Annotated in this window: 14 protein-coding genes; all 14 read left to right on the plus strand. The window is 47.3% G+C overall.

The genetic code is table 11. From position 1 onward, the window contains the following. Positions 1-28: 28 nt before the first annotated feature. Positions 29-907, plus strand: coding sequence for a flagellar hook-basal body protein (locus tag NOM90_RS14820; protein WP_255942978.1), 879 nt, complete (start codon positions 29-31; stop codon positions 905-907). Positions 908-923: 16 nt separating this feature from the next. Further along, the gene (locus tag NOM90_RS14825) at positions 924-1,730 is read left to right on the plus strand and encodes a flagellar hook-basal body protein (RefSeq protein WP_255942980.1); all 807 of its coding nucleotides are present in this window, start codon (positions 924-926) and stop codon (positions 1,728-1,730) included. 93 nt (positions 1,731-1,823) lie between these two features. Next, positions 1,824-2,042 carry a DNA-directed RNA polymerase subunit beta gene (locus NOM90_RS14830; RefSeq protein WP_255942982.1) on the plus strand — a complete coding sequence of 73 codons (219 nt, stop codon included), beginning with the start codon at positions 1,824-1,826 and terminating at the stop codon, positions 2,040-2,042. A gap of 152 nt (positions 2,043-2,194) precedes the next feature. After that, positions 2,195-2,626 carry a 3-hydroxyacyl-ACP dehydratase FabZ gene (gene fabZ, locus NOM90_RS14835; RefSeq protein ID WP_255942984.1) on the plus strand — a complete coding sequence of 144 codons (432 nt, stop codon included), beginning with the start codon at positions 2,195-2,197 and terminating at the stop codon, positions 2,624-2,626. A 57-nt stretch (positions 2,627-2,683) separates the two neighbouring features. Continuing rightward, a complete protein-coding gene (locus NOM90_RS14840; RefSeq protein WP_255942986.1) occupies positions 2,684-4,396 on the plus strand; it encodes a phospho-sugar mutase in 1,713 nt (570 codons plus the stop codon). Positions 4,397-4,569: 173 nt separating this feature from the next. After that, complete coding sequence (locus NOM90_RS14845; protein ID WP_483314047.1) at positions 4,570-6,627, plus strand: DUF5693 family protein; 2,058 nt, start codon at positions 4,570-4,572, stop codon at positions 6,625-6,627. Further along, positions 6,600-7,727 (plus strand): polysaccharide pyruvyl transferase CsaB, encoded by a 1,128-nt coding sequence (gene csaB, locus NOM90_RS14850; RefSeq protein WP_255942988.1) that lies wholly within the window; start codon positions 6,600-6,602, stop codon positions 7,725-7,727. Before NOM90_RS14845 ends, csaB begins: the two co-directional genes overlap by 28 nt. Before the next feature lie 9 nt (positions 7,728-7,736). Beyond that, positions 7,737-8,504, plus strand: coding sequence for a WecB/TagA/CpsF family glycosyltransferase (locus NOM90_RS14855; RefSeq protein ID WP_255942989.1), 768 nt, complete (start codon positions 7,737-7,739; stop codon positions 8,502-8,504). Positions 8,505-8,604: 100 nt separating this feature from the next. Next, entirely contained in the window at positions 8,605-9,726 is a 1,122-nt protein-coding gene (locus tag NOM90_RS14860) for an MraY family glycosyltransferase (RefSeq protein WP_255942991.1), read from the plus strand. Between the two features lie 222 nt (positions 9,727-9,948). Further along, positions 9,949-13,527: an S-layer homology domain-containing protein gene (locus tag NOM90_RS19345; RefSeq protein WP_255942993.1), complete on the plus strand. Its 3,579-nt coding sequence runs from the start codon at positions 9,949-9,951 to the stop codon at positions 13,525-13,527. Between the two features lie 187 nt (positions 13,528-13,714). Next, positions 13,715-14,056 carry a hypothetical protein gene (locus NOM90_RS14870; RefSeq protein WP_255942995.1) on the plus strand — a complete coding sequence of 114 codons (342 nt, stop codon included), beginning with the start codon at positions 13,715-13,717 and terminating at the stop codon, positions 14,054-14,056. A gap of 456 nt (positions 14,057-14,512) precedes the next feature. Next, positions 14,513-18,004 carry an Ig-like domain-containing protein gene (locus NOM90_RS14875; RefSeq protein ID WP_255942996.1) on the plus strand — a complete coding sequence of 1,164 codons (3,492 nt, stop codon included), beginning with the start codon at positions 14,513-14,515 and terminating at the stop codon, positions 18,002-18,004. Between the two features lie 181 nt (positions 18,005-18,185). After that, a complete protein-coding gene (gene metK / locus NOM90_RS14880; RefSeq protein ID WP_255942997.1) occupies positions 18,186-19,388 on the plus strand; it encodes a methionine adenosyltransferase in 1,203 nt (400 codons plus the stop codon). Between the two features lie 349 nt (positions 19,389-19,737). Continuing rightward, complete coding sequence (locus NOM90_RS14885; protein WP_255942998.1) at positions 19,738-24,150, plus strand: Ig-like domain-containing protein; 4,413 nt, start codon at positions 19,738-19,740, stop codon at positions 24,148-24,150. Positions 24,151-24,356: the final 206 nt, after the last annotated feature.

Consider the following 24,356-nt stretch of genomic DNA (forward strand, 5'->3'; position numbering starts at 1 on the left):
ACGAGAATCGGAAAGGGGAAACATCGAAATGCTAAGAGGATTATATACGGCAACCGCAGGGATGATGACGCAGCAACACAGACACGATACGGTTACGCAGAATATTGCCAACTTGAATACGACAGGATACAAGCAAGTGGAGAGTGTGGCACGTTCTTTTCCGGAAGTGATGGTGGCGTTACAAGGTGGGGATCAAGGTCGCGATAATCGTCAATTAGGCAAGCTGAACACGGGCGTTTTTGCCGAAGAGAGCATTTCGATGATGGTACAAGGCGATGTGACAGAGTCCAACTCGTCCGACGATCTTGCTCTGGTTTCCGATATTCAAGTGAGAAATGCACAAGGTGCACCCGTCATTTTCGATGCTTCCGGCAAATCGGTTCAAGCTAACGGACAGACTTTGTATAAGCCGCAAGCCTTTTTCAATGTTGAAAATCCAGCTGGAGGCGTAGGCTATACACGTGATGGCGATATGCATTTAAGCCCGGATGGACGATTGCTTACTTCGATGAACCAGAACGTACTTGGACAAGATGGCAGACCGATCGTACTTGCGGGTTCAATGGATGATTATTGGGTGCGTGAGAACGGGACTATTTTTAACAAACAAACGGGTGCAGCTTCGGGACGAATCGGAATTACTGTTGCAGAACGCCCGAATGAATTGACTCGCGATGGCGAAGGGCTGTTTGCCGAAAAAACACAAGGTGCAGCTTCGCTTCGCGCCGCAACCAACAATGACCAGATCGAAGTGAAGCAAGGTTTCTTGGAACGTTCGACGGTAGACGCTGCGCAATCGATGGTCGATATGACAGCAGCACTTCGCGCTTACGAAGCGAACCAGAAGATCGTACAGTTTTATGATAAAAGCTTGGAAAAAGCCGTGAACGAAGTCGGACGAGTTTAACTAAGGAGGCATATTCATGAATAATTCAATGATTAGCGCTGCGGTCACAATGAATGGTCTCCAGCGTAAGCTTGATCTGATTGCGGACAATATGGCGAACCTCGATACCGTAGGTTATAAAGCCAAGCAAAGTAGTTTTCAAGATGTACTCACCCGAGTGCAAAAGCAAAGCGATACGTTCATTTTGGACGGACGTCGTACAGATGCCGGATATAACTTGGGCTTTGGCGCTCGCATGAGCGAAGTCACGGTCGATCTGACGCAAGGACCGCTGAAAGAAACCGGAAGTTTGTCGGATATCGCGATTGAAGGTAATGCGTTGTTCGAGATCCAAGTAAACGGTCAAAAAGCATGGACACGCGAAGGTGCTTTTCAATTGTCTTCGCTTGGAGCCGATACGCAGAATGTTTACTTGATGACGAATCAAGGGCATCCGGTGATGGGCACGAACGGACAGCCGATTCGAATTCCTGCGAACTCCAAACTTCAAGTCGATAGCGACGGTGCGGTACGTGCATTGAATCCTAACGGAACAAGCACAGCAGCGGGTCAACTTTCGCTCGCACGCGTAGATCGTCCTGAAGGTCTGGAGCAGATCGAAGGCAATGTATTCACTTTAGCGGCAGACGCGAATGAAGGCGACGTACTGACGAACAACGGAGTGACTGCACAAGTCAGACAGCAATATTTGGAACAATCCAATGTCGATATGACTTCGCAAATGACGGAGTTGCTGCAAGCTCAGCGCGCGTATCAATTGGCAGCCAAAGCGTTGACATCAAGTGATACAATGGCTACACTTGCAAATGGTATTCGTCAATAATCGTCAAATGAATAGATTATACAATCAAGTGGTCCGAAGCTCCGGTAGAATATATTTCCGGGGCTTCGGACTTTGCGGCAAGGAGGCTTAGATGTGGAAAAGGTCATGGATGAGCAAAACGAAGCACCCGTACGCCGTAAACGATCATTCGGCAAAAGAGTTCTTCGTTTGATTCTTTTTCTACTTTTTTTCGTGCTTTGTCTAGCTGGAGGTCTGGTCTTTGGCTATGTCTATATGGGGAAGCAAGGGATCGAAGAAGCGTTCAAACCAGAGACGTGGATGCATGTGTTTGATCTGGTGTTCGCTCCGTAAAGAGTAGAAATCTCGACTTATAAGGAAGAGCTGTTCGGAGATCGTAGAGGTCCACGAGCGGCTCTTTTGCCGTGAGCGGTTTCTGCGATTTCTTTTTGCTGCGGGAAACTGTATAATGATGGGGGAAATTGCCGAAGGGAGTTTTGCGCGTAATGTTGGATTCACAGCAGATTCAAGAAATCATACCGCACCGCCCGCCGTTTTTGTTGGTGGATCGGATTTTGGAGGTCGAACCGGGCAAGCGCGCGGTCGGCATTAAAAACGTAACTGTAAACGAACCTTTCTTTGTCGGACATTTTCCGGGTTATCCGGTCATGCCGGGGGTATTAATAGTTGAGGCACTTGCTCAAGTCGGAAGCGTAGCGATGATGATCGTCGAAGAAAACCGTGGGAAACTCGGATTTTTCGCAGGCATCGATAACTTCCGTTTTAGAGGTCAAGTTACGCCGGGCGATACGCTACGGTTAGAAGTCGAAATGACTCGCTTCAAAGGGAAGATCGGAAAAGGACATGCCGTAGCTACAGTAGACGGAAACGTCGTTGCCGAAGGCGATATGATGTTTGCGCTCGCTGATCGCGAATAAGCACCTGACCGTACAATCTTCGTTACCCCATAATCCGGACAGGGAGGCAGATCATTTATGTTGAACGAAAAAACGGCAGCAGCCGTCCAGCAATGGCTGGAAGATCCAAGTATCGATGAGGCTACCAAAGAAGAACTTCGAGGGCTTCAAGAACAACCGGACGAATTGGAAGATCGTTTTTACCGGGAGCTTGAATTTGGTACAGGCGGATTGCGCGGAGTCATTGGCGCAGGTAGCAATCGCATGAACCGTTACACCGTCGGGAAAGCGACGCAAGGGCTTGCGGAGTACATACTGGAAACCGCAAAAGGCAAAGAAGGCAAACCTTCGGTTGTGATTGCGCATGATTCGCGTCATTTCTCGCCGGAGTTTTCATTGGAAGCTGCGTTGGTACTTGCTGCAAACGGTATTGTAGCGAAGTTGTACCCATCGCTGCGTACGACGCCGCAATTGTCGTTCTCGGTTCGTCATTTGCAAGCAGATGGCGGCATCATGGTAACGGCAAGTCACAACCCGCCTGAATACAATGGATACAAAGTATACAATCATGAAGGCGGGCAGCTTGTTCCTCATGAAGCAGAGCGCGTCATCGATCTGGTACAAGGCGTAGCTTCGTTCTCGGCGATCAAGCGTATCTCGCGCGAAGAAGCCGAAGCGCAAGGATTGCTCGTATGGCTCGGCGATGCAGAAGATGAAGCTTTTATCGACACCGTTGCAAGCCTGTCGCTTAGCCGCGAACAGTTAGCAGCAGGTAAAGGCGATGATTTGCAAATCGTCTTCACTCCACTGCACGGTACAGGCAATCTGCCGGTTCGCCGCGTGCTAGAGAAAATCGGTTTTAAAAATGTAAATGTCGTACCGGAGCAAGAACAACCGGACGGCAACTTCTCGACGGTGAAATCACCGAACCCGGAAGAGCGCGAAGCGTTCACGTTAGCGATGAAGCTGGGCGAAGAGTTGAATGCGGACATTTTGATCGGAACGGACCCTGACTGTGACCGTATGGGCGCTGTCGTACGCAACCAAGAAGGCAAATATGTCGTCTTGAGCGGTAACCAATCCGGTGCGATCATGGTGAACTATGTACTGAGCCGTATGAAAGAAAACGGAACGCTTCCTTCTAATGGAGCCGTGATCAAAACGATCGTAACCAGTGAACTGGGTGCGGTAATCGCGCAACATTATGGAGCGACGGTCTTCAATACGTTGACTGGATTCAAGTACATTGGTGAAAAAATGACGCAATTCGAAGAATCCGGCGACCATACTTTCTTGTTCGGATACGAAGAAAGTTACGGGTACCTTGCCGGTAGCTATGCTCGCGACAAAGACGCCGTGTTGGCTTCGATGTTGATTGCGGAAGCTGCTGCGTATTACAAAACGCAAGGCAAAACGTTGTACGATGTGCTGGAAGAAATTTATGCGCAGTTCGGTACGTTTATCGAACGTCTGGAATCGCGTACGATGAAAGGCAAAGACGGTCTGGCAAAAATCCAGTCGATTATGGCAGAATGGCGTGAAAATCCGCCAACCGAAGTTGCTGGAATCAAAGTCGTGCAAACGCTGGATTACGCGACAGGTATTGACGGGCTTCCTTCTGAAAATGTGCTGAAGTATATGTTGGAAGACGATTCTTGGTTCGTTCTTCGTCCATCGGGCACAGAGCCGAAGATCAAAGTCTACTTCGCGGTTCGCGGCGATTCACTGCCAGAAGCGGAGCAAGCGGTTGAACGCTTGGTACAAGCTGTTACTGCAAAAGTCGACGCTTAATCGAATTTTTCGTGTAAATGGTTGTGATTGAATTGCATATTTCTTTCTGACTTGCGGTGAAGTCTGTAGACAATCATCGCAAGTCGGGAAGACATCCCTACGATGCCTCTTGCCAAAGCGCGCCGAAGCGGCGCGTTTCGGCAGGAGGCGTCTCATTATTATCAACTTGAACAATGCTTAAGCAGACGCTTGAGCAAGGAGGTATACCGAACTTGAGTCAGAAATGGCGGCAGTGGAACAAAGCTGCGACAAAATTATTATGGATTCTGGTGATTTTAGGGATCGTAGCTGCGCTTCCAGTAGCTTACGATCGGATTCGGACAGAAGGAACGTCCAAAAACGTAGAAATGATTTTCGATTATCGAGACTTGGTGCAAGTGTCTGCTTATCAAGGTAATCCGCAAGCTTGGATCAACGAGCAGCTGGACGTTTTGCAAGAAGCCGGTATTCATACCATGGCAGTCTATCAAACGACGTTAACTGAACTTGCTAATGCACGCCGCATTACCGTTTACAGCGAACAAGATTCAGCACGTCTGACAGGTAAAATTTTGACGGAAAACGAGAACGCTACATATCTGCTATTTACAGACGCTGATAACCAAGCGCAGATCGAGCCAATCATTCGCAAAGCTTTTGCAAGTCAAGATATTGCAGTCGAAGATTGGTCTTTGAATGGTCGAAGCGGTCTGAAAATTGCAACACCGGTACAAAATGCAGTATTGAAAACAATGGACCCCGATCCAGTAGCAATGAAGATGTTGGAGCAAAAAGGATTCCACTTGCTGCCTCGTCTGAGTAACAGTGCGGTATACGATCAAGAGGCTTTGGCTTCTTTGTTGGATCGTTTCAAATCGATGGGTGTGGATCGAATCTTATTCGATGGCGAAGAAGTGCCGGGTTACGCGGAAGAAGTAGACGATCGGCATTTGGAAGATTTCGCTCAGTTACTGAACGAACGCGGAATCGGAATCGCGGCGATCGAAAATTTGCGCGGACCTCAGCGAGGTTTTGATACACTGGCGAAAGATACGAACTTCAATGTGGCTCGTCTTTATTCGTTAAGTGGGCGGGATTCTTCGCTTGATCCTGACGTGATTGCGGATCGTTTTGCACTGGCGGCAAAAGACCGTAATATTCGTATGATGTTTATTCATACCGCTGTACAGACGAATACCGTCGAAGGGCGTATTACAGATACGATTGAAAACTTGGTCGAAAGCTTAGAAGGACCAAAAGGCGCGATTCAGCGTATCGAGAATTACGGTTTTGAGATGGGCCCGGCATCTTCTTTTGACGTTGCGGAGATGGCAGGACAAAATTACTTCCGTTGGGTAGCGATTCTGGGCGCTGTAGCCTTGATTGCTTTGTTGGTATCGGTATTTATTCCGCCGCTGACGCTGATTGCTTTTGTGTTAGGCGTGATTGGCACAGCTGGCTTGTATGTGCTGCGTCCGCATCTAATGGAACAAGCACTGGCGCTACTTGCAGGCATTAGTGCGCCGACTATAGCGATGGTCTTTGCGATTCGCAAAGTGGATCGTCTATACGAAACAGGGCAGTCGATGAAAGTCGGACGCCGCTTGACTCACGGTATTTTGTTGTTCTTGCGAACAAGCGCGATGTCGCTGATGGCAGTACCGTTTATCGTGGCGTTGCTCAATCATGTGACGTATCAATTGGTATTGGATCAGTTCCGCGGCGTCAGTCTGCTGCATCTGGCTCCGATTGCGCTGACGGCATTTTATGTACTGTTTTACCGGAAAAATTCGGCGTTCGGTAGCGTGGGCAAAATTTTGCGTATGCCGGTTACGATTGCGATGGTCTTGATCGTGGCTGTAGCAGGCGTAGCTGGATTGTATTATCTGTCTCGCACCGGCAATAGCGGAAGTGTAAGCTCGCTGGAAATGACGTTCCGTAACTTGCTCGAAACGACAGTTGGCGTACGTCCAAGAACGAAAGAATTTTTGATGGGGCATCCTTTGTTTATTGTTGGCGTCTTTGTCGCTTTGAAATATCGTCATGCGATTTATGTGTTGATTATCGCGTCGATCGGGCAATTGTCGATGGTTGATACATTCGCCCATATTCATACGCCGATCTGGATTTCATTGCTTCGTGATCTGATCGGTATTGGCTTCGGCATTATCGTAGGGCTTGTGTTTGTATTGATATGGCAAATCATCGAAAGGTGTTGGAAGAAATGGTCGCCTCTGCTCGCAAGATTGTAATCTCAGGCTACTACGGATTCCGCAACAGCGGAGATGAAGCGGTACTCAAGTCGATTTTGACGGCGCTTGAAGTCGAAGGCAAACGCAGCGGGATTCAGTTTGAACCGATTGTGTTGTCGGGTGATCCGTCTTGGACAGCCGGCGTCTATGGAGTCAAAGCCGTACATCGCATGAAAATGAGCGAAGTGCGTCAAGCGCTCAAAGAAAGCGATGGATTGATCAGCGGCGGCGGAAGTCTGCTGCAAGATGCGACCAGTTCCAAAACGATTCCTTATTATGTCGGCGTGATTCGTTTGGCGCAGTGGATGGGCAAGCCGGTCTTTATTTACGCGCAAGGCGTAGGGCCGGTCAATCGCAAATTGTTTTATCCATTGATTCACGGTTCGTTCAAACGCAGTCATTATATTTCGGTTCGCGATCAAGAATCGGCAGCGCTGCTCCGTTCGATGAAAATGGACGGCAGCCGCGTCGAAGTTGTACCTGATCCCGTTATGGGTCTTCCGCTTCCGGCAGGTGCCGCTTCGAAGTTCCCAGCCGAAAAGCCGGACGGTTTGCCGAAGATCGGAGTGTCGGTCCGTTTTTGGAACGAAGATCGAACGGAACTTGCCGGGATTGCGGACGGATTGCGTAAACTCGCAGAAACTCGCAACGTTCATTTTTGCTTTTTGCCGTTCCATCTGCCGGACGACGAAGGAGCTTCCAATTACGTGATCGAGCGTATGGGCGACGTGAAATCGTTGGGTTCAAAAATCACCACACGTCAGACCGAAGATCCTCAAGCCATGTTGCTTGAAGTCGGAAGTTGCTCAGCGCTCGTCGGAATGCGTCTGCATAGTCTGATCTACGCGGCTTCACAACGTGTACCTCTGGCGGGAGTTTCCTACGATCCGAAAATCGATAGCTTTTTGGCACAGTTAAACGTCACGGCGATTGGGAATATCGAAAAGGTAGAACCCGAGCGTTTGTCGCAAGAGTTGATTCATTTGCTGGATAATGCCGAAAAATGGAAATCGGAACGCGAATCGTCGATCGCAGAGTTAAAACGTGAAGCGACACGTCCTGCACGAGCGATCGCTGAATATTTTTCACATAAAGGATGAGCGAAATTTATGGGTCTGATGCCTAACAATACCGGAATCGGTGAAGTGCCGGTGACTTCGATCTTTGGCGTTCATGTGTCAAAGCTCAATATGAGCCAAACGGTGGACGTGTTGGAAGCGGCTGTAGCGTCCAAAAAGCCGCACCAAGTCATTACCGCCAACCCGATTATGATTATGGCGGCGCTGGAAAGCGAAGAAAATATGCGCGCGATGAGCGAAGCGGAACTCATCGTACCGGACGGAGCCGGCGTCGTATGGGCAGCGGAGCAATTCGGAGATCCGGTCGCGGAGCGTGTTGCCGGATTTGATCTGATGCACGAGCTGATGAAACGCGGCGAACAATTGGGCTGGACCGCTTATCTGCTCGGCGCTGCGGAAGAAGTGGTTCAGGAAGCAGCCAGTAGGTTACAGAAACAATATCCGAAAGTCCGAATCGTCGGAGTTCGCAACGGTTACTTCGGCGCTCCGGAAAATGCGGAAGTGATCGAGTCGATTCGCCGCGCGGAGCCGGATTTGTTGTTCGTCGCTCGCGACGCCAAAACGCAAGAGCCGTGGATCGCCCGTCACAAACACGAATTGGGCGCTTCGGTCATTATGGGAGTCGGCGGAAGTTTTGACGTGATCTCGGGAAAAACGAAGCGTGCGCCGGTTGCGATGCAGAAGATGCGCTTGGAATGGTTTTACCGTCTTGCCAAAGAACCTTCTCGTTTGCCACGGATGATGGTGCTTCCTCAATTCATGCGTAAGGTGAAAAAAGCGAAAAAAAGTGGGAAATAGGAACCGTAAAAACGGAAATCCGCATATTCGTGCTGGTATTCAAGCGCCGAGCGCGTTATAATAATTCCCGGTTGAAACACATTGGAGGTTTGAGACAAATATGTTCATCGTCTATATTTTAGGTTTCGTACTCGCGCTCGGATTGGCTCTCGGTCTGACTCCGCTGGTCAAGCGGTTCGCCATCAAGGTTGGAGTCGTGGACGTACCTAACGCCCGCAAAGTGCATACGCGTATCATGCCAAGACTTGGCGGACTCGGAATTTTTCTCGCTTTTGTCATTGCATTGCTTGCCGTTATGCCTTTCCTTCCGTTCGACTTGTCGGAACGCGACGGGAACTTCATTAAGGCATTCCTCACAGCCGGAACGATTATTGTATTGACCGGTGCTTTGGATGATAAATTCGATCTCAATGCTAAATTGAAGTTTTTAATTCAAATTGGCGCGGCTTGCGTCGTTGTATTCGGATTCGGAATCAAAGTCGAATTTGTCAATATTCCTTTTATGGATGCTTATTCTTCACTTGAAAATTGGATTGCGATTCCGCTCACGATCTTCTGGATCGTCGGCGTTACGAATGCAGTCAACCTGATTGACGGTCTCGACGGTCTTGCAGCCGGCGTATCCGGTATTGCGATCGGAACCATTCTGGTGATGGCACTGATTAACGGCAATCTGATCGTAGCTCTGCTGTGCCTACTGTTGCTCGGCGGAATTATCGGATTCTTGTTCTTCAATTTCCATCCGGCAAAAATCTTTATGGGCGATACCGGTTCGTTATTCCTAGGCTTCAGCTTAGCGATGTTGTCGCTTCTCGGATTTAAGCAAATTGCAGTCTTGTCGTTCATCACGCCACTGATTATCATCGGGGTTCCATTGTCGGATACGTTCTTTGCGATCATTCGTCGTAAATTACAAAAAAAGCCGATCTTTGCACCGGATAAAGGGCACTTGCACCATTGTCTGCGCGAACTTGGATTCAGTCACCGTCAAACGGTATTGATTATCTACGGTATTGCTGCATTCTTCGGAGTTCTTGCCGTTATCCAATCCGCATCGGCAATGTTCGAAGCAAGTTGGGTCACGTTCGTCGTCATCTGTATCATGATGTTCTTTATGCAGATCGGCGCCGAAGTCATAGGGTTAGTCGGTCAGACCAAACGTCCTGTGTTGCAGTTATTATCGAGACTACGTCCCAAATCGGAAGATCAAGCCAAACCTTAAATCAGCTTATGAACGTCAAAGCTTTTCTTTTCTAAGGCGACTTAGAAAAGAAAAGCTTTTTTTGTTTAGAAAAAAAGAGGGTTTTTTATAACATATTGACGTCAACTCGCCGATAAAAAAAACAACGACGCGTTAGAAGCAGGAAGTGAGGGAGATCCATTGAAAAGTGGGAATACGAAGACGACCCCTTCGGGGCGTGCGTCACAAAGGAGAGCTGTACAAGTGGGTAAACAAAGCATTAAGTCTCTGTTGAGCTTAATGGTGGCAGTCGCATTGATCTTTACGTTGATTCCGGTGTATCCGGCATCCGCTGCAGGTGGGACTTTGAAAATTACGAATTTGAGTACCAACTCAAATGCTCCAACCAACAGCGCAAGCGGTAAAGTCGACATCATCGGTACATTCCAAGACGTTAATACTTCTACGATCACGTATGTGATTGAATCTATGGTTGGAAGTTCGGTTGTCGGCTCAAGCAGCGGCGGCGATCGTCAGCCTGATACAAGCGATAACAAAACTTTTAAGTTTTATCAAGTAAATATGAAGTCGGGTCTGAACCGGATTACGGTTAAAGCGACTTCGACAACAGGGCAAGAAATCACGACGCAAGCTTATGTATCCTTTGTCGATGCACCGAACTTGTCGTCGGTTAAAGTCGGAGCCGAAGAAACGATGGAAAATCAACCTTTTGTGGTTTCTTCTCAGACTCCTTCAATCACCGTTGAAGCTCCGAATGCAGTAGATGTGCTTCTTAACGGTAACCCAATGTTTAGCGGTGGTGCCGGAACATTCTATGCAACGCCTACGCTGGTACAAGGCTCGAACAAATTGACGTTTGAAGTGAAATCCGCAACCTCTTCGTATGCAGAGACGCGTACACTGGTGTATTACGACGGTAACGCACAGGTCTACAATACGAAAATCGGCGGCACCGATATTGAACCTAATGCAACAGTAGAAGGCGCGCCTTCTGGACAAATTTCAGGCGATGTCGTTATCGCGATGCCAGCAAGCGGTACAGCAGCTAATACACTGACAGGTAAAATTACCTTCACGAAATTAGTAGGAAATACACCGACTGTCTACACAAACTTCAATGATGCAGATATTACGTTGACGAAGAAAGACACAATCGGTACTTCGCTGGTAGTGTATGGTTTCCGTACAGCATCTAGCGTTCCGACACTGGATTCCGGTTCGTACCAAATCGATCTGCGTGTCAACGGTCAACAACGTGCAACAGTAGGATTCAAAGTACGCGGAGCAAATGATCCTCATATCAAAGACGTGTATCAATTGTATGGCGTAAACAGCACGACAACGAATGTTACTTCTTATAGTAGTAAAACAGATTTCGAAGCAGGTACAGCTCCTTATGTATCGGTTCCTGAACTTCCACTATGGATTGCCGTCGATACAGGAAATACAGCCACAGTGAACATTTTGGTAGATGGTCAAGCGCTGGCTGCTTCAGATTACACAGCTTTTACAGACTCAAGCGGCACAGGCTATAACATCTACAAAATCAACAAACTCAAAAGCGGACGCCAAACGTTGACGTTCGAGTACGGTAGCGATTCGGTGGCGGTACCAATCAACTATCAGTCAGCTCCTTATATTCAAGTAAGCAACCTTTATAACGAGCAAGTCTTTACCGATGCAAATGCCATTACAATGGTTCAAGGTCGTTTGGTCAACTTTACGGCAGCAACCAACAATATTACGGTTCAATATAGCGGTCGTACAACAACGGTCACTTCGACAGACGGAACGTTCTCATTGAACACGGCGACATTCCCAATGACTTTAACACCGGGCGTGAATACGCTGGTCTTGTCGGGAACAACGAATGGCAAAAAAGTCTCGACGACACTCAATTTGTATCTGATCGAAAACGACAGTATTCAGATTGACAATTTCCATCCGCTTCCGGTGAACTCATTGGTTCAAGACAATGGACTGTTTGTGCCAGGTCAAAATGATCAGTATACAACCAACGAATTGTCGATGGATGTAGAGTTCTCGATTACCCCGGCAGATACAGCGGATGAAATCATCATTCGTTTAGATGGTAATAAAAAAGAAACGCGTTTGACACGCGGAGCTGGTATTGCTTGGGTCCCAGCATCAGGCGAACTACAAGTTGGAGCGAAAGCAGGCACAGTGAACGGTTTTATCATCGAAGATCTGGCTTTGCCAACAACAGGCGATCTGAAAGTAACCGTCTATGTACGTAAAGGCACTTCAACAGTCTCCAAGACGCTGACCGTAACTCGTGAGTTGCGTCCGTACACAATTTTGTCTCCAAAATTGCCGAATGAAAGTGTTATTACGCAAAACTTCTTGGATGTAAGTATTCAAGCTGAAGGTGCTTCGAGCGTTGTAGTCGGCAAGCAAGTGCTGGACAAAGGCGACAAAGATATTTTCCGTGGTCGTCTGTCGGGCTTGAAAGCCGGTAAAAACACAATCAAGTTCACGGTAACAACAGGAACGAAGAAAACGAATGGTACGTTCGACGTAAACTACTCAGCAGAAACTGTTCAAGGTGCGCAATATGTAACGACAATGCCATCAGGCGGCAAACTCAAGTTGTTCAAAGGCGATCTGCAAATTGCGTTGCCGAAAGGAACATTGCTGAGAGAAATCAACCCGACTCCAGGTAGCCAATCCCCAACAATCAGCTTGTTCGACAAGCAAGAATTGCTGGCGGGTATCGCAAGCCCTGTAGATGGAAGAACATTGAAAGTGTTTAACCAAGTCGGAATCAGTGACGGTCAAGGCGGTTATCGCGATGGTCAACTGAAATTGCTGGAATCAAACGGTACGATGGTAAGCCGCGTTATTCCTAAGCCACACTTTGGATATGCGTCCGACTTGTACTGGCTGGATGCAGGTTACTTTGATGCAACGGCTACAAGCGATAATTACAAAACAGTTCTGGGCAACCAACCTTATGCAGCTCCGGGCTTCGAAAGCCGTTCAGCAAAACAATGGTTGGAACCAACTCAGACCGGTACAATCACAATCAAGTACGATCCAAAACTCGTTGATGCTTCGGCAGGTAACTTGGGTATTTGGAGATTGAACGGTAACGAATGGGTCAACCTCGGAGGAACCGTTAACAAGTCGGGCAAAACAGTAACAGCACCGTTCGACGGATTTGGTTACTACGCGGTATTCGGTCTTCGTTATAGCTACGGAGATGTGATTGCCCAAGCCGATCTGCGCGAAGATGTTGAAATGATGTTGTCCCGTGGCGTAATGAAATCAAAAGACGCGAACGAATTTGGCGTCAATGAAGTCATTACTCGCGGCGAATTTGCAACAATGATGGTCAAAATGCTGAATATCCCTCTCGATTACGATGAAGATATTACAAAACGTACGTTCGACGATGTAGGCCCGGTGACGAATCAATATATGGATTACCGCTATATCGAGACAGCTGTACGTAAAGGGATTATCCGGGGTACAGGTCCTCGCGTATTCATGCCATACAACACGCTGAGTCGTGAAGATGCAGCGGTAATGATTGCAAGAGCGATGAACTTGAAGCTTACGGATAACACCAAAGCCAAAGCGAACCTGGAAAAGACATTTACAGATTCTGGCTCGATTAATGGCAGTTATGCAGGAGCAGTCTTAGCTGTAACCAAAGGCAAGCTCATGGACGGCAAAGCGAATAAGTTGGTTGAAGGGGAAAAGAAAGCAACGATGCGTTTTGACCCTAAAGCCACGTTCACTCGCGCCGAAGCTGCAGATATTGCAGTGAAGATCATGACGAAGATGAAGACTCTCTAATAAAAAGTGCAACTTAATCTTGTGGCAAAGCGTCTCTATTTAATAGAAGACGCTTTGCTTTTTTTATGAAAAAACGAAGGTTATCCAAATTTCAGGAAAATTGCCCAAAATCGTTTTTTGTAATTTCAAGCGTTTTACGTTAGAATAGCGAATAACTATACTTTCTGTGAAGGTGGATACACGTACAATGAAACCAATCAAGTCGAAAGCGCAAATCGATTATATGAAAGCTAAAACAAAGTTCGAAGAGCGTGCCAAAGTCTTGGAAGCTCGCGTCGAGCAAGAGCAAAAAGATCAAGCCGTTGAACAAGAATTGATGGAAAAGCTTGTTGTGGAAACAGGATTCCACGAAGCATTCAATGATCTTGCAGAAGCAGAGAACGAACTGATCTCTTGGTCGCACGCAACGATCAAGCACGACAAGACTTACAAAGACAACAAAAAGCCAATCGACGATATGTATGAGAAATTGGATACCGATCCGCAAATGCGTGCACGTATTATTCAATTAGCTTTGCGTATTCGTTAAGAGCAATTGTTACTTCTTATTCATACAATAGAAGAAATTCAAAAAAAGCACCGAAATTTGGTGCTTTTTGCGTTTACGGATTCAAAAGTCGGTTTAAGTAGAAGAGTAGGCGTTTGGCTATATCGAAGAAAGCTTAAAAAAAGTTAAAAAACTTTTTTAAAAAGCCGCAACTTTTTTATAACCTTGTGCGTCTAAGATATTGAGTGTCGAAACAAGGCAGTAACAACCCCTGATTTTCCAGTCTTTGGACGTAAAACCGTAAAGTTGTATGAAAAACTATGAAATTAGGCTTTACGGAGGTTAGCGACCAATGTATAATACGGAAAGCGGGATTGGGCGTCCTATGTTTTAGCGCTTACTTATCTAACATCATTGTTTATAAGTTTCTGTGATACCCGTCACAGACCTGATTTATACTTACCTGCTCGACTCTGGAAAGGGGGTGCAATCAGCTTAATGAGTAACATGAGCGAATGCGAACCAACTACAGACAAAAAAAACACATTTTCACTCCAAGGAGGAGAACAAAAAGGTATGAAGAAAATTGTATCCCTGGCCCTCTCCACGGCTATGGCTCTCTCGATGTTCGCTTCGGTAAGTTCCGCAGCAACAATGACTACGCAACAAAAGTATGACGCACTGGTTGCTCAAGGTATCTTCGAAGGTTACCCAGATGGTTCTGCTAACCTGAACAAAGAAATGACTCGCGCAGAATTCGCAAAAGTTATCGCTTTGTTGACTGGTTTGGATACTTCCGCAACTGGAACGACAACTTACCAAGACAAAAACTATGCGAACGCTTGGTACAAACCATTCGTTGAAGCTGTAACTAAAGCTGGTTACATGCAAGGTACAACTACTGGTGCTAAAAAACTGTTCAACCCGAACGGTAAAGTAACAGTACAAGAAATGGCAGCTACATTGGTACGCGCAGCTGATCTGGATATCCCAACTACGGGTATCAACAACAGCGCTTCTGCATGGGCTAAAGGCGAAGTACAAGCAGCGATCAACGCTGGTCTGGTTCCTAACACTGCTAACTTCATGGCAGCTGGAACACGCGGACTGTTGGTTGACACAGCTTACACTTACCAAACAGCAATCGTTAAACCTGCTGTAACTTCTTACGAAGTAACAGACAACGGTGCAACTGTAGTCTTCACACTGGCTAACGGTGAGAAAGTAACAGTTAAACCTACTACTGCTCTTAAGCCGAACGTTGCAACTACTGTAACTTTCACTTACGACGGTAAAGAGTACAGCGAAAGCGTAACTTGGACTGTAACAAGTGCAACTGCAGCAACTGCAGCAGCAGCTACAAACCTTAAAGAAGTTGAAGTTACTTTCAACGGCGACGTTAACGCTGCAACTGCAGAAGACGCTAGCAAGTACACAATCACTTCCCTGGGTTCGACAGCAATCAAATCGGCTAAGCTTCTGGAAAATGGAAACACAGTTCGCCTGACTCTTAGAGACGGTCAAACTTTCCAAAACCAAGAAGATTATACAGTCACTGTTACTGGCGTAACTGCTGGTACAACTACACTGCCAACAGCATCGTTGAGCTTCCGTCCACTGGATAACGTATTGCCTACAGTAACTGCTGTAACAGGTCTGGGTACTAAAGCTGTTAAAGTAACCTTCTCTGAGCCAGTTCGTACTGTTAATGCTAACAACTTCCGCGTGAATGACGCTGCTTTCGTAGGATCGGTAACACTGAGCGAAGACAGCCGTGAAGCTATCCTCCGTCCATTCACTGCATTCCCTGTTGGAACGCACACACTTACTTCTTCGCTGGTTGAAGACTTTAACGGTCTGAAATCTTTGAGCGGAAGCAACCAATTCACAGTAGCTGTTGATACAACTCCTCCGACTGTAACGGACATCTCCGCTACTCTGGAAAGAGCGGTAGTAACATTCAGCGAAGAAATCGACCCTACAACGGTTGCAACTTCGGACTTCTACTGGTTGAACGGAACGACTAAAAACTATCCTTCCGAAGTAAACTGGTTGGCTGGTAACAAATACGAGCTGATCTTCACAGGTACTAGCGTACTGCCAGCTTACACAACTAACCTGTTCGTAGATTCGGTTAACGACTACACAGGTAATGCTAACACTGTTAAGCAGTACCCAGTTACTGCAACTGTAGACCAAACTCGTCCTACAGTAACAGACGTTACATTCAACAAAACAACTACTAGCACAGCAACTGCTGGAACTGTAACTGTTCGTTTTGACCGTAACGTAACGTTCACAACTAGCAACTTCACAGTAACTGATGCTGCTGGTAACTCTGAAGCAGTAGCAAGTGTTTCGGGATCGGGTACAAGAACTGCGGTTCTGACATTCGCAACAGCACTTCCTGCTGACAGCTACTCCTTGGCAATTTCGGGCGTTCGTGACACTACTGTCCTGACTAACGCAATTGAGCCAGTAACTAAGCCATTCTCTGTAGGCGATACTACAGCTCCTACAGTATTGTCTGACGCGATTGCTAACGTAGACAACAGAACGATTACTTTAGCGTTCAGCGAAGCTATGGATCCTGCTAAATTGCAATCGACTTCGAATTACTTGATTCTGTACAAAGGTACACAAATGCGCTTGCCAAGCAATTCGCAAGTACGCGTAGCTAACAATTATAAGAGTGTAGTAATTACTCTTCCTTCAACAATTAACGATGCACCAACAGTTGTTACAGATGTAACTAAGATTACTCCACTCGATTTGACAGACGTAGCTGGCAATACTCTGAGTGGTATCGGTCAAGCTATCGATGTAGTTGTTGGAACTAAAGCTGAAATCGAAAGTGCACAACTTACAGCTCCTAATAAAGTTGTGGTAACATTCGACCAAGCTATCGAAAGTGCTCGTGCAGCAGACTTCCAACTGTCGACTGGCGCAGTTCAAAGCGTATCGATTGATGGACAAAAAGTAACATTAACAACTACTGGTGTTACAGGAACTACACCAAACGGTTTGAAAGTTAATGTAATCAATGCTGACAACCAAATTAGAACTGTAGCAGGAAACGGTGTTACACCTACTGCTGCAACAAATGTGACTGATGCAGTAGCACCTACTGTAAGTGCAACAGGCAACCTTTCCTTCAACAACAATGTAATCTTGTTGCCATTCAGCGAAGCTCTGGATACTGATAATGTTGGAGCATGGGCTGGCGACTTGGTTGTTACAGATCGTACAACTGGTAACACAGTACCAACAACTTCTTACGCAACAACTTATGATGCTGATGCACAAGCAATCAGAATCACTTTGAATGGTACAGTTAACAGCTTGTACAGCGTAAAAGTACGTGCTGGTAATACAACAATTACAGACGTAGCAGGAAACAAAGCTGCTGAGTCTAGCACTTACACTACTGTTTCTCGTGTGCCTGTGGCAGCTCCAACTGTTAGTATCGGTGCAACTACTCCTACTGACAATAGCTTCAATAACACAGGAGATGTCACTGTAACCGGAGAAGCTACTTCTGGCGCAACTGTGACAGTTACAGCTACAGCTAATGGTGCAACTGCTCCAGCTAAAACTCAAACTGTAACAGCAGCAAACGGTGTATTCACAACAACATTGACTGATCTCGCTGACGAAGAATATGTGATTTCAGCGGTAGCTAGCAACGTTGGCGGTACCTCTACTCCAGACAACGTAACTGTAACTGTAGATACAGCTAACCCAGCAGTTGCTACTAACTTGGCTGCGAGTTCTACAACAGATACTGTTGCTGGTACAGCTGAAGTAAATGCTCAAATCATTGTACGTAATCAAAATGGCACAGAAGTGGGAACACTTGCTTCTGTACCAGCTGGTGGTAACTTTACTGTAAATGTAGCTGGCGGAATCACAGCTGGTGAATCTTACTTAGTAGTTGTAAGAGACCGTGCAGGTAACTCTTCTAACCCAGCTGCTGTAATCGCTCAATAATAATCAAATCTTTCCTTGAAAAGCTCCGGCACATGCCGGAGCTTTTCTTTTTGTTTGACACCCCAACCCCAATCAGTTACCATTACAGTCGAGGATGAAATCATCAACCTTTCCTATCGGGATAAGGTTCGTTTTGGTTATACGGGACTATTTTAGGTAAGAATCAAGGAGGTACACGCTTATGTCGCTTCAAGGACGGCGTTTATTTACGTCTGAATCGGTAACGGAAGGTCATCCAGATAAGATCTGCGATCAGATCTCCGATGCGGTATTGGATGCTTTTTTAGCAAATGATCCGAATGCACGGGTTGCTTGCGAAGTCGCGGTCGCTACGGGACTTGTGCTTGTAATCGGTGAAATCAGTACAAAATCCGAGTATGTCGATATTCCTTCGATCGTACGTAATACGATCAAAGACATCGGGTATACCCGTGCAAAATACGGCTTCGACTACAATACTTGCGCCGTGCTGACTTCGATCAATGAACAATCAGCAGATATCGCGCAAGGCGTTAACTCCGCATTGGAGACACGCGATCCTGAGCAAATGAAATTGGAAACGGAAAATATCGGTGCAGGCGACCAGGGACTCATGTTCGGATTCGCTTCGAACGAGACGCCGGAACTGATGCCGCTTCCGATTGCTTTGTCTCACCGTATTGCGCGTCGCCTTGCTGAAGTACGCAAAGACGGCACGCTGGATTACTTGCGTCCAGACGGAAAAACGCAAGTGACGATCGAATACGATGGCGACAAGCCGGTTCGTGTCGATGCAATCGTAGTATCCACACAACATGCTGACGGTATCACTTTGGAGCAAATCCAAGAAGATATCAAAAAACATGTAATTTTGCCTGTCGTTCCAGCTGAATTGTTGGACGATGCGACGCAATATTTCATCAATCCTACAGGTCGCTTCGTAATCGGCGGACCACAAGGCGACGCGGGTCTAACGGGTCGTAAAATCATCGTCGACACGTATGGCGGTTATGCTCGCCACGGCGGCGGTGCTTTCTCTGGTAAAGATCCGACCAAAGTCGACCGCTCCGCTGCTTATGCTGCACGTTACGTAGCGAAAAACCTCGTAGCCGCAGGCTTGGCAGACAAATGCGAAATCCAATTGGCTTACGCGATTGGCGTAGCCAACCCGGTATCGATCAGCGTAGATACGTATGGCACAGGCAAAGTCAGCGAAGAAGTTCTCGTAAAACTCATTCGCACCAACTTCGACCTGCGCCCAACCGGCATCATTCGTATGCTCGATCTTCGTCGTCCGATCTACAAACAAACTGCGGCTTACGGACACTTCGGTCGTACCGACGTCGATCTCCCGTGGGAACGCACCGATAAAGTCGAAGATTTGAAAGCACAAGCTAACGCTTAAGCACTTCATATTCTTCATATAAAAAAGAGACCTTATTTAAGGTCTCTTTTTTTATGTATTTTGTTTTTATCTTTTATCCTTTGATTTTATCTTTCCACCTTCCTCCACCATACCTGGGAAGCGAAAAGGCGGAGGGTGAATTTAGTGCAGGAGCGTTAGCGTTCGCCTTTGAAATTGGGAAAATACAAATAAAACTTCAATCTCTTTTCCCAATTTCAACACGCGACCGAAACAAATTCCCCCGCAGCCTTTTCGCTTCCCCAGCACCCCCTCTCTAATTATTTGCTAACTCCCTTCCGATAAAGAAAAAGAATGTCTTTTTTAGGAATCCCGGAAGGAGAGAACCACATTGAAAAACAAAATCGCGTTAGCGCTTGCTTCTTTGCTACTTATTCAAGCTTCGATGCCCGCTGCACTGGGAACATTCTCTGGAGGAAATTACACGTATACCGCTACGGCAGCTGCCGTAGATGCGATGGCTTCCGTCAAGACCTATTCGCCAGCAAGCAAGGCATTAAATATCTCGTTAACTCCAGGGCTAATGCTGACTTTCGACCGTTCGGTCGCTTTGTCCGCAGATGGAGCAAGCAAAACGTTTACGTTAAAAAAGCAAAAAGATAACAAGACCGTCCGCATCATCAAAGGGTCTGATCTACAATTCCAAGGAGACGGCACCCAAGTCGTACTGCCTATCGACGTACTCAAGCTTGAGCCAAATACCGGCTATTACATACTGGCGGATACCGGCATTGTGACTCCGACTTTAACAAATGAAGAAATTCAAGAAGGCGCGAAAGCACTGCCGTGGTCGGGTATCACCAGCGCAATCACTTGGACATTCAAAACAGGCGCGGAAATGGATGCAACCGATCCGCAGCTGCTGACAACCATGCCTACCGCAAATAAATTCGGTGTAAAACCGGATGCTCCATTAGGATTGACGTTCGATGAAGCCATCGTGGCTTCCGAAGGCGATATCCTGATTACCGAATTGGATGCCGCGCAAGCCAAAACCAATCGGTTCAACCGTATTCCGGTTTTATCCGAACAAGTGACGGGACTTGGTAGCGCCAATGTATCGATCGAGCCGGATACCAACTTTTTAAAACCCGGTACGTCTTATTTAGTTGAAATCAATGCGAATGTATTCACCGATCTATCAGGACGTTTCTACTCCCGATCTATCGGCTGGAAATTCCGCACGGAATCTGCAAATAACGTACCGCCAACTTTGCAAGCGCGTAATCCGCAAATCGGATTAGCAGGAGCAGCAACGACAGGGACATTGTCTATGACCTTTAGCGAGCCGGTTACGCCGAATACGGGCAATGTATCCATTTACCGGTTGAATGATGGAAAACTGATCCAAACCTTGACGCCAAGCGATTTCACGATGGACACCGAGACCGGAACGAAAGCTTCGGCAGCTTACACAGGGTTAGATCGAGGAACGACGTATTACGTACTCGCCGCTGCCGATAGCTTCCGCGATTCGGATAGTACGCCATTTGCAGGCATTAGCAGTTCCCGGGATTGGACGTTTACGACGACAGGCGATGCGCTGGCTTTGAACACGCTCAATCCCGTATCAGGAACGACAGGCGTAAGCAGTGGGTCGAATCTGCAATTGATGTTTAGCCGTGTTGTCTATCCGAACAGCGGAGCCGGAGATATTCGGATTCGCCGTAATGACGGGGTTGTCGATACGCTGACTTTAGGTTCGGGACGGATCACGGGCGGAGGAACGACTACAATTAACTTATTGCCGACGGCGCCGTTGGCTGCTGGATATACGTATACCGTAGAAGTCCCGGTTGGATTGTTCGGGGATTCCGAAGGTAACGTCTATCCAAAAGTCGGTCAGCCGCTCACTTGGAGTTTTTCGACATCGATCAACAATTCGTTATTGCAAATGACTTCGATGACGCCGGCAGATCGCACGGCAACCGCTTCGGTAGACAGTAAGCCTACGATTCGTTTTAACCGCAGTGTGACACTCAGCGGAACCGGAATTACGCTATACCGCACAGGTGGTGCGAAAGTCGAAGCCGATGTCAGCGTCAATTCGGCAAACCTAGCCGAAGTCATCATCTCGCCGAAAGAAAAGCTGACTGCCGCAACGTTTTATTACGTCGATCTGGATAACGGTTCGGTGCGCGATCGCAGTAATGAAGGCATTACGTTTGCCGGATTAAAAGGCAGTACCTCGTGGAGCTTCCAGACCGCAACTTCCGATACGTCGCTTCCGACGATCCAAAGTGCGAAGATGGACAGCCCGACGTTGATACGTTTGGCATATAACAAATCGTTGAATGCTTCACAAACGCCGTTATTGTCGAGTTATACGGTCTGGGTAAATGGCGAGAAGCGTATACCGGGTAGTGTCTATATCAGCGGCGACAGCGTCTATATTCGTCTGGATACCGGGATTGCAGTGGGTCAAGATGTGAAAGTTTCTTATGATCCGGCAGTTCGTCCGCTTGTCGATAACAGTGGAAACGCGGCGGCGTCTTTATCTTCGTACACGGTGACAAATAGTATCGATAGCGCGATGCCGAAGCCCAAAGAAGGCAATGTGTACAACAACATGGTCACGCTCATTTTTGAAAATAGTCTTAAAACGCCCGCTGCGCAAGCCTATAATCAATTTACCGTAAATGTGGATGGCAGACCTTACGAAGTGCGTTCGATGAATAGCAGCTCTCAAGCATTATTGCTTTATTTGAATGCCGCTGTTCCCGATGGTGCTGTAGTCAAAGTCAATTACGCCCCGAACGGCGCACCGCTCCAAGATTATTTGGGACAAAATATTTCGGCGTTTTCCGACTTTAATATTCGCAACTTGCAAGATACGAAGCCGCCTGAATTTGTGAATGCGGAGCTATCCGGTTCCGAACTGGTCTTGAATTATAATGAAGCGTTACGTCCAGATCAGATTCCGGCAAATAGCCAGTTTTCGGTCTTGTCCGCGGGTGCTCCGGTCTATGTGAACGGGGTCAAAATCGAAGGCAGCAAAGTACGCTTAAGCTTAGCTTCTTCCTTGATTGCGAGCGGCAATATTACGGTGTCCTACGTACCCGGCGTATTGAAGCTGTCTGATCTGAATGGAAACGCAGCCGGTTATCTCAACTTGCAACCCGTAGGCGCAGCTTCAGGTACAAGCGGGATTCGCAGTGCAACCGGCAACGGTTCGCAGATTGCAGTGACGTTCACAGGTTCTCTATATACCCCTGAAGATACAGCGTTCCGTCAATTTGTCGTGTTAGCCGATAGTACGGCAGTGGAAGTGACCTCGGCTTCTTTTGCCGGAAGCACACTTACGCTCAAGCTCGCAAGCGATCTGCGTCCGGGGCAAACGGTGGCACTTACCTACATGCCAGGAGGTAGCCCGCTTAAAAATTTATCGGGTTCCGCAGTGATCGCGTTTAACCGCATGCCCGTAGAAAACTTAACAGGCAAGTCGGTTACAGATTCTTCGAATACGTCGCAAGGCGGCAATGGATCGATGCTTCCTGCATCTGATTTCGGCAAAGCCATGCTCATTATGGATCGCACAGGTGCTTCTTCGTCTGATGCTTCAACGACGTTTAATACGAATACGCACCGGTATACGATCAATAGCGATGCTTTGAAAAAAAGCTTGGATGACGCATTTGCGCGTAGTGCCCAAAACGGAACCGTTGTATTCGAAGTTCCCGATGCCGAAGCAGCAGGGCTTGTGAGCGTACCGATTCAACCGCTTAAAGACGCTTATGCGCAGCGTAAAGGGATGTCGTTCGCGGTTCGTTACAAAGATACGGTATACGAAGTGCCACTGTCCGCGTTAAATAACGTCTCCGGCGGTTCGGATGCTCAGTTGGATGTACAGATCGAAAGTCTGCCAACGTCTTCGCTGAGTCGCACCATTGAGATGTTGGGCGATGCCAATGCACGGATGCTTAGTAACCCCATCGATATTCAGACCTCGGTCGGAACGAAAAACGGCGTTCATTCGGTATCCGAAGATCGGAATATTCAAGGCATGTATCGGATGAAATTGAACGTGAATGCACCGTCAACGCGTACGTCTGTCGTCTATTTTGACGGCAACTCGGCTTCACCAAGCTTCACGCCAAGTAAATCCGATACGCAATCGGCAGGCATGCTTCTGAGCGGTTCGTTTGCAGGCAGTCGGACTTTGATTCCGGTAAACTCGACAACGACTGTGCCGGGAGCGAACGGGCATTGGTCGCAAAGTACGGTTAACGAAATGGGCGCCAAATACGTGCTTAGCCCGAATTTGACCAAAGCTTTTGCTCCAAAAGCGATCATCACACGCGGCGAATTTGCCGAATTGATTACGCGAGGGCTTGGACTGAAAAGCGATGCGGTAAGTGCTTCGTCGTTCAGCGATATTGGCTCAAGCAAATATCCAATCGGATCGATCGGCGCGGCTGTCCATGCAGGCGTCGTGACGGGTTATCCGAACGGTACGTTCAGACCGAACGATTCGATTACACGCGAAGAAATGGCGATTATGATGGTTCGGGCTCTGAATTATACGGGCACGGATGTGAAGCTCAATAGCGGAGCAAGCCAAATCTTATCGGCGTTCAAAGACAGCAAAGCGATCAAGTATACAGACGAAGCGGCAAAAGCGGTTCAAGCTGGCGTGATTCAAGGCGGTAGCGGAGGACGATTCAATCCGAAAGGAAACGCTACGAAATCCGAAGCGGTTGTGATGTTGGCGCGGGTCTTGCAAAATGCGGACTATTTGAACTAATTGACAACTTAAACCGAAAGACCTACGAAAAGTAGTCTTGTATGCACAGACTTTTTTCAAACTTACAAAAAAGCGATCATTTCTCCAAATTATTTGTGGAAATGATCGTTTTTTCTCTTTTCATTTTACGGAAGTACGGTAGAATAATTTACTGTAGTTTGTTTTTTTGTCGAATTTGCAGTAACTTTTGCGCACTATTTCAGTCT

The organism is Saccharibacillus sp. JS10 (assembly GCF_024436065.1).
GTDB lineage: Bacteria > Bacillota > Bacilli > Paenibacillales > Paenibacillaceae > Saccharibacillus.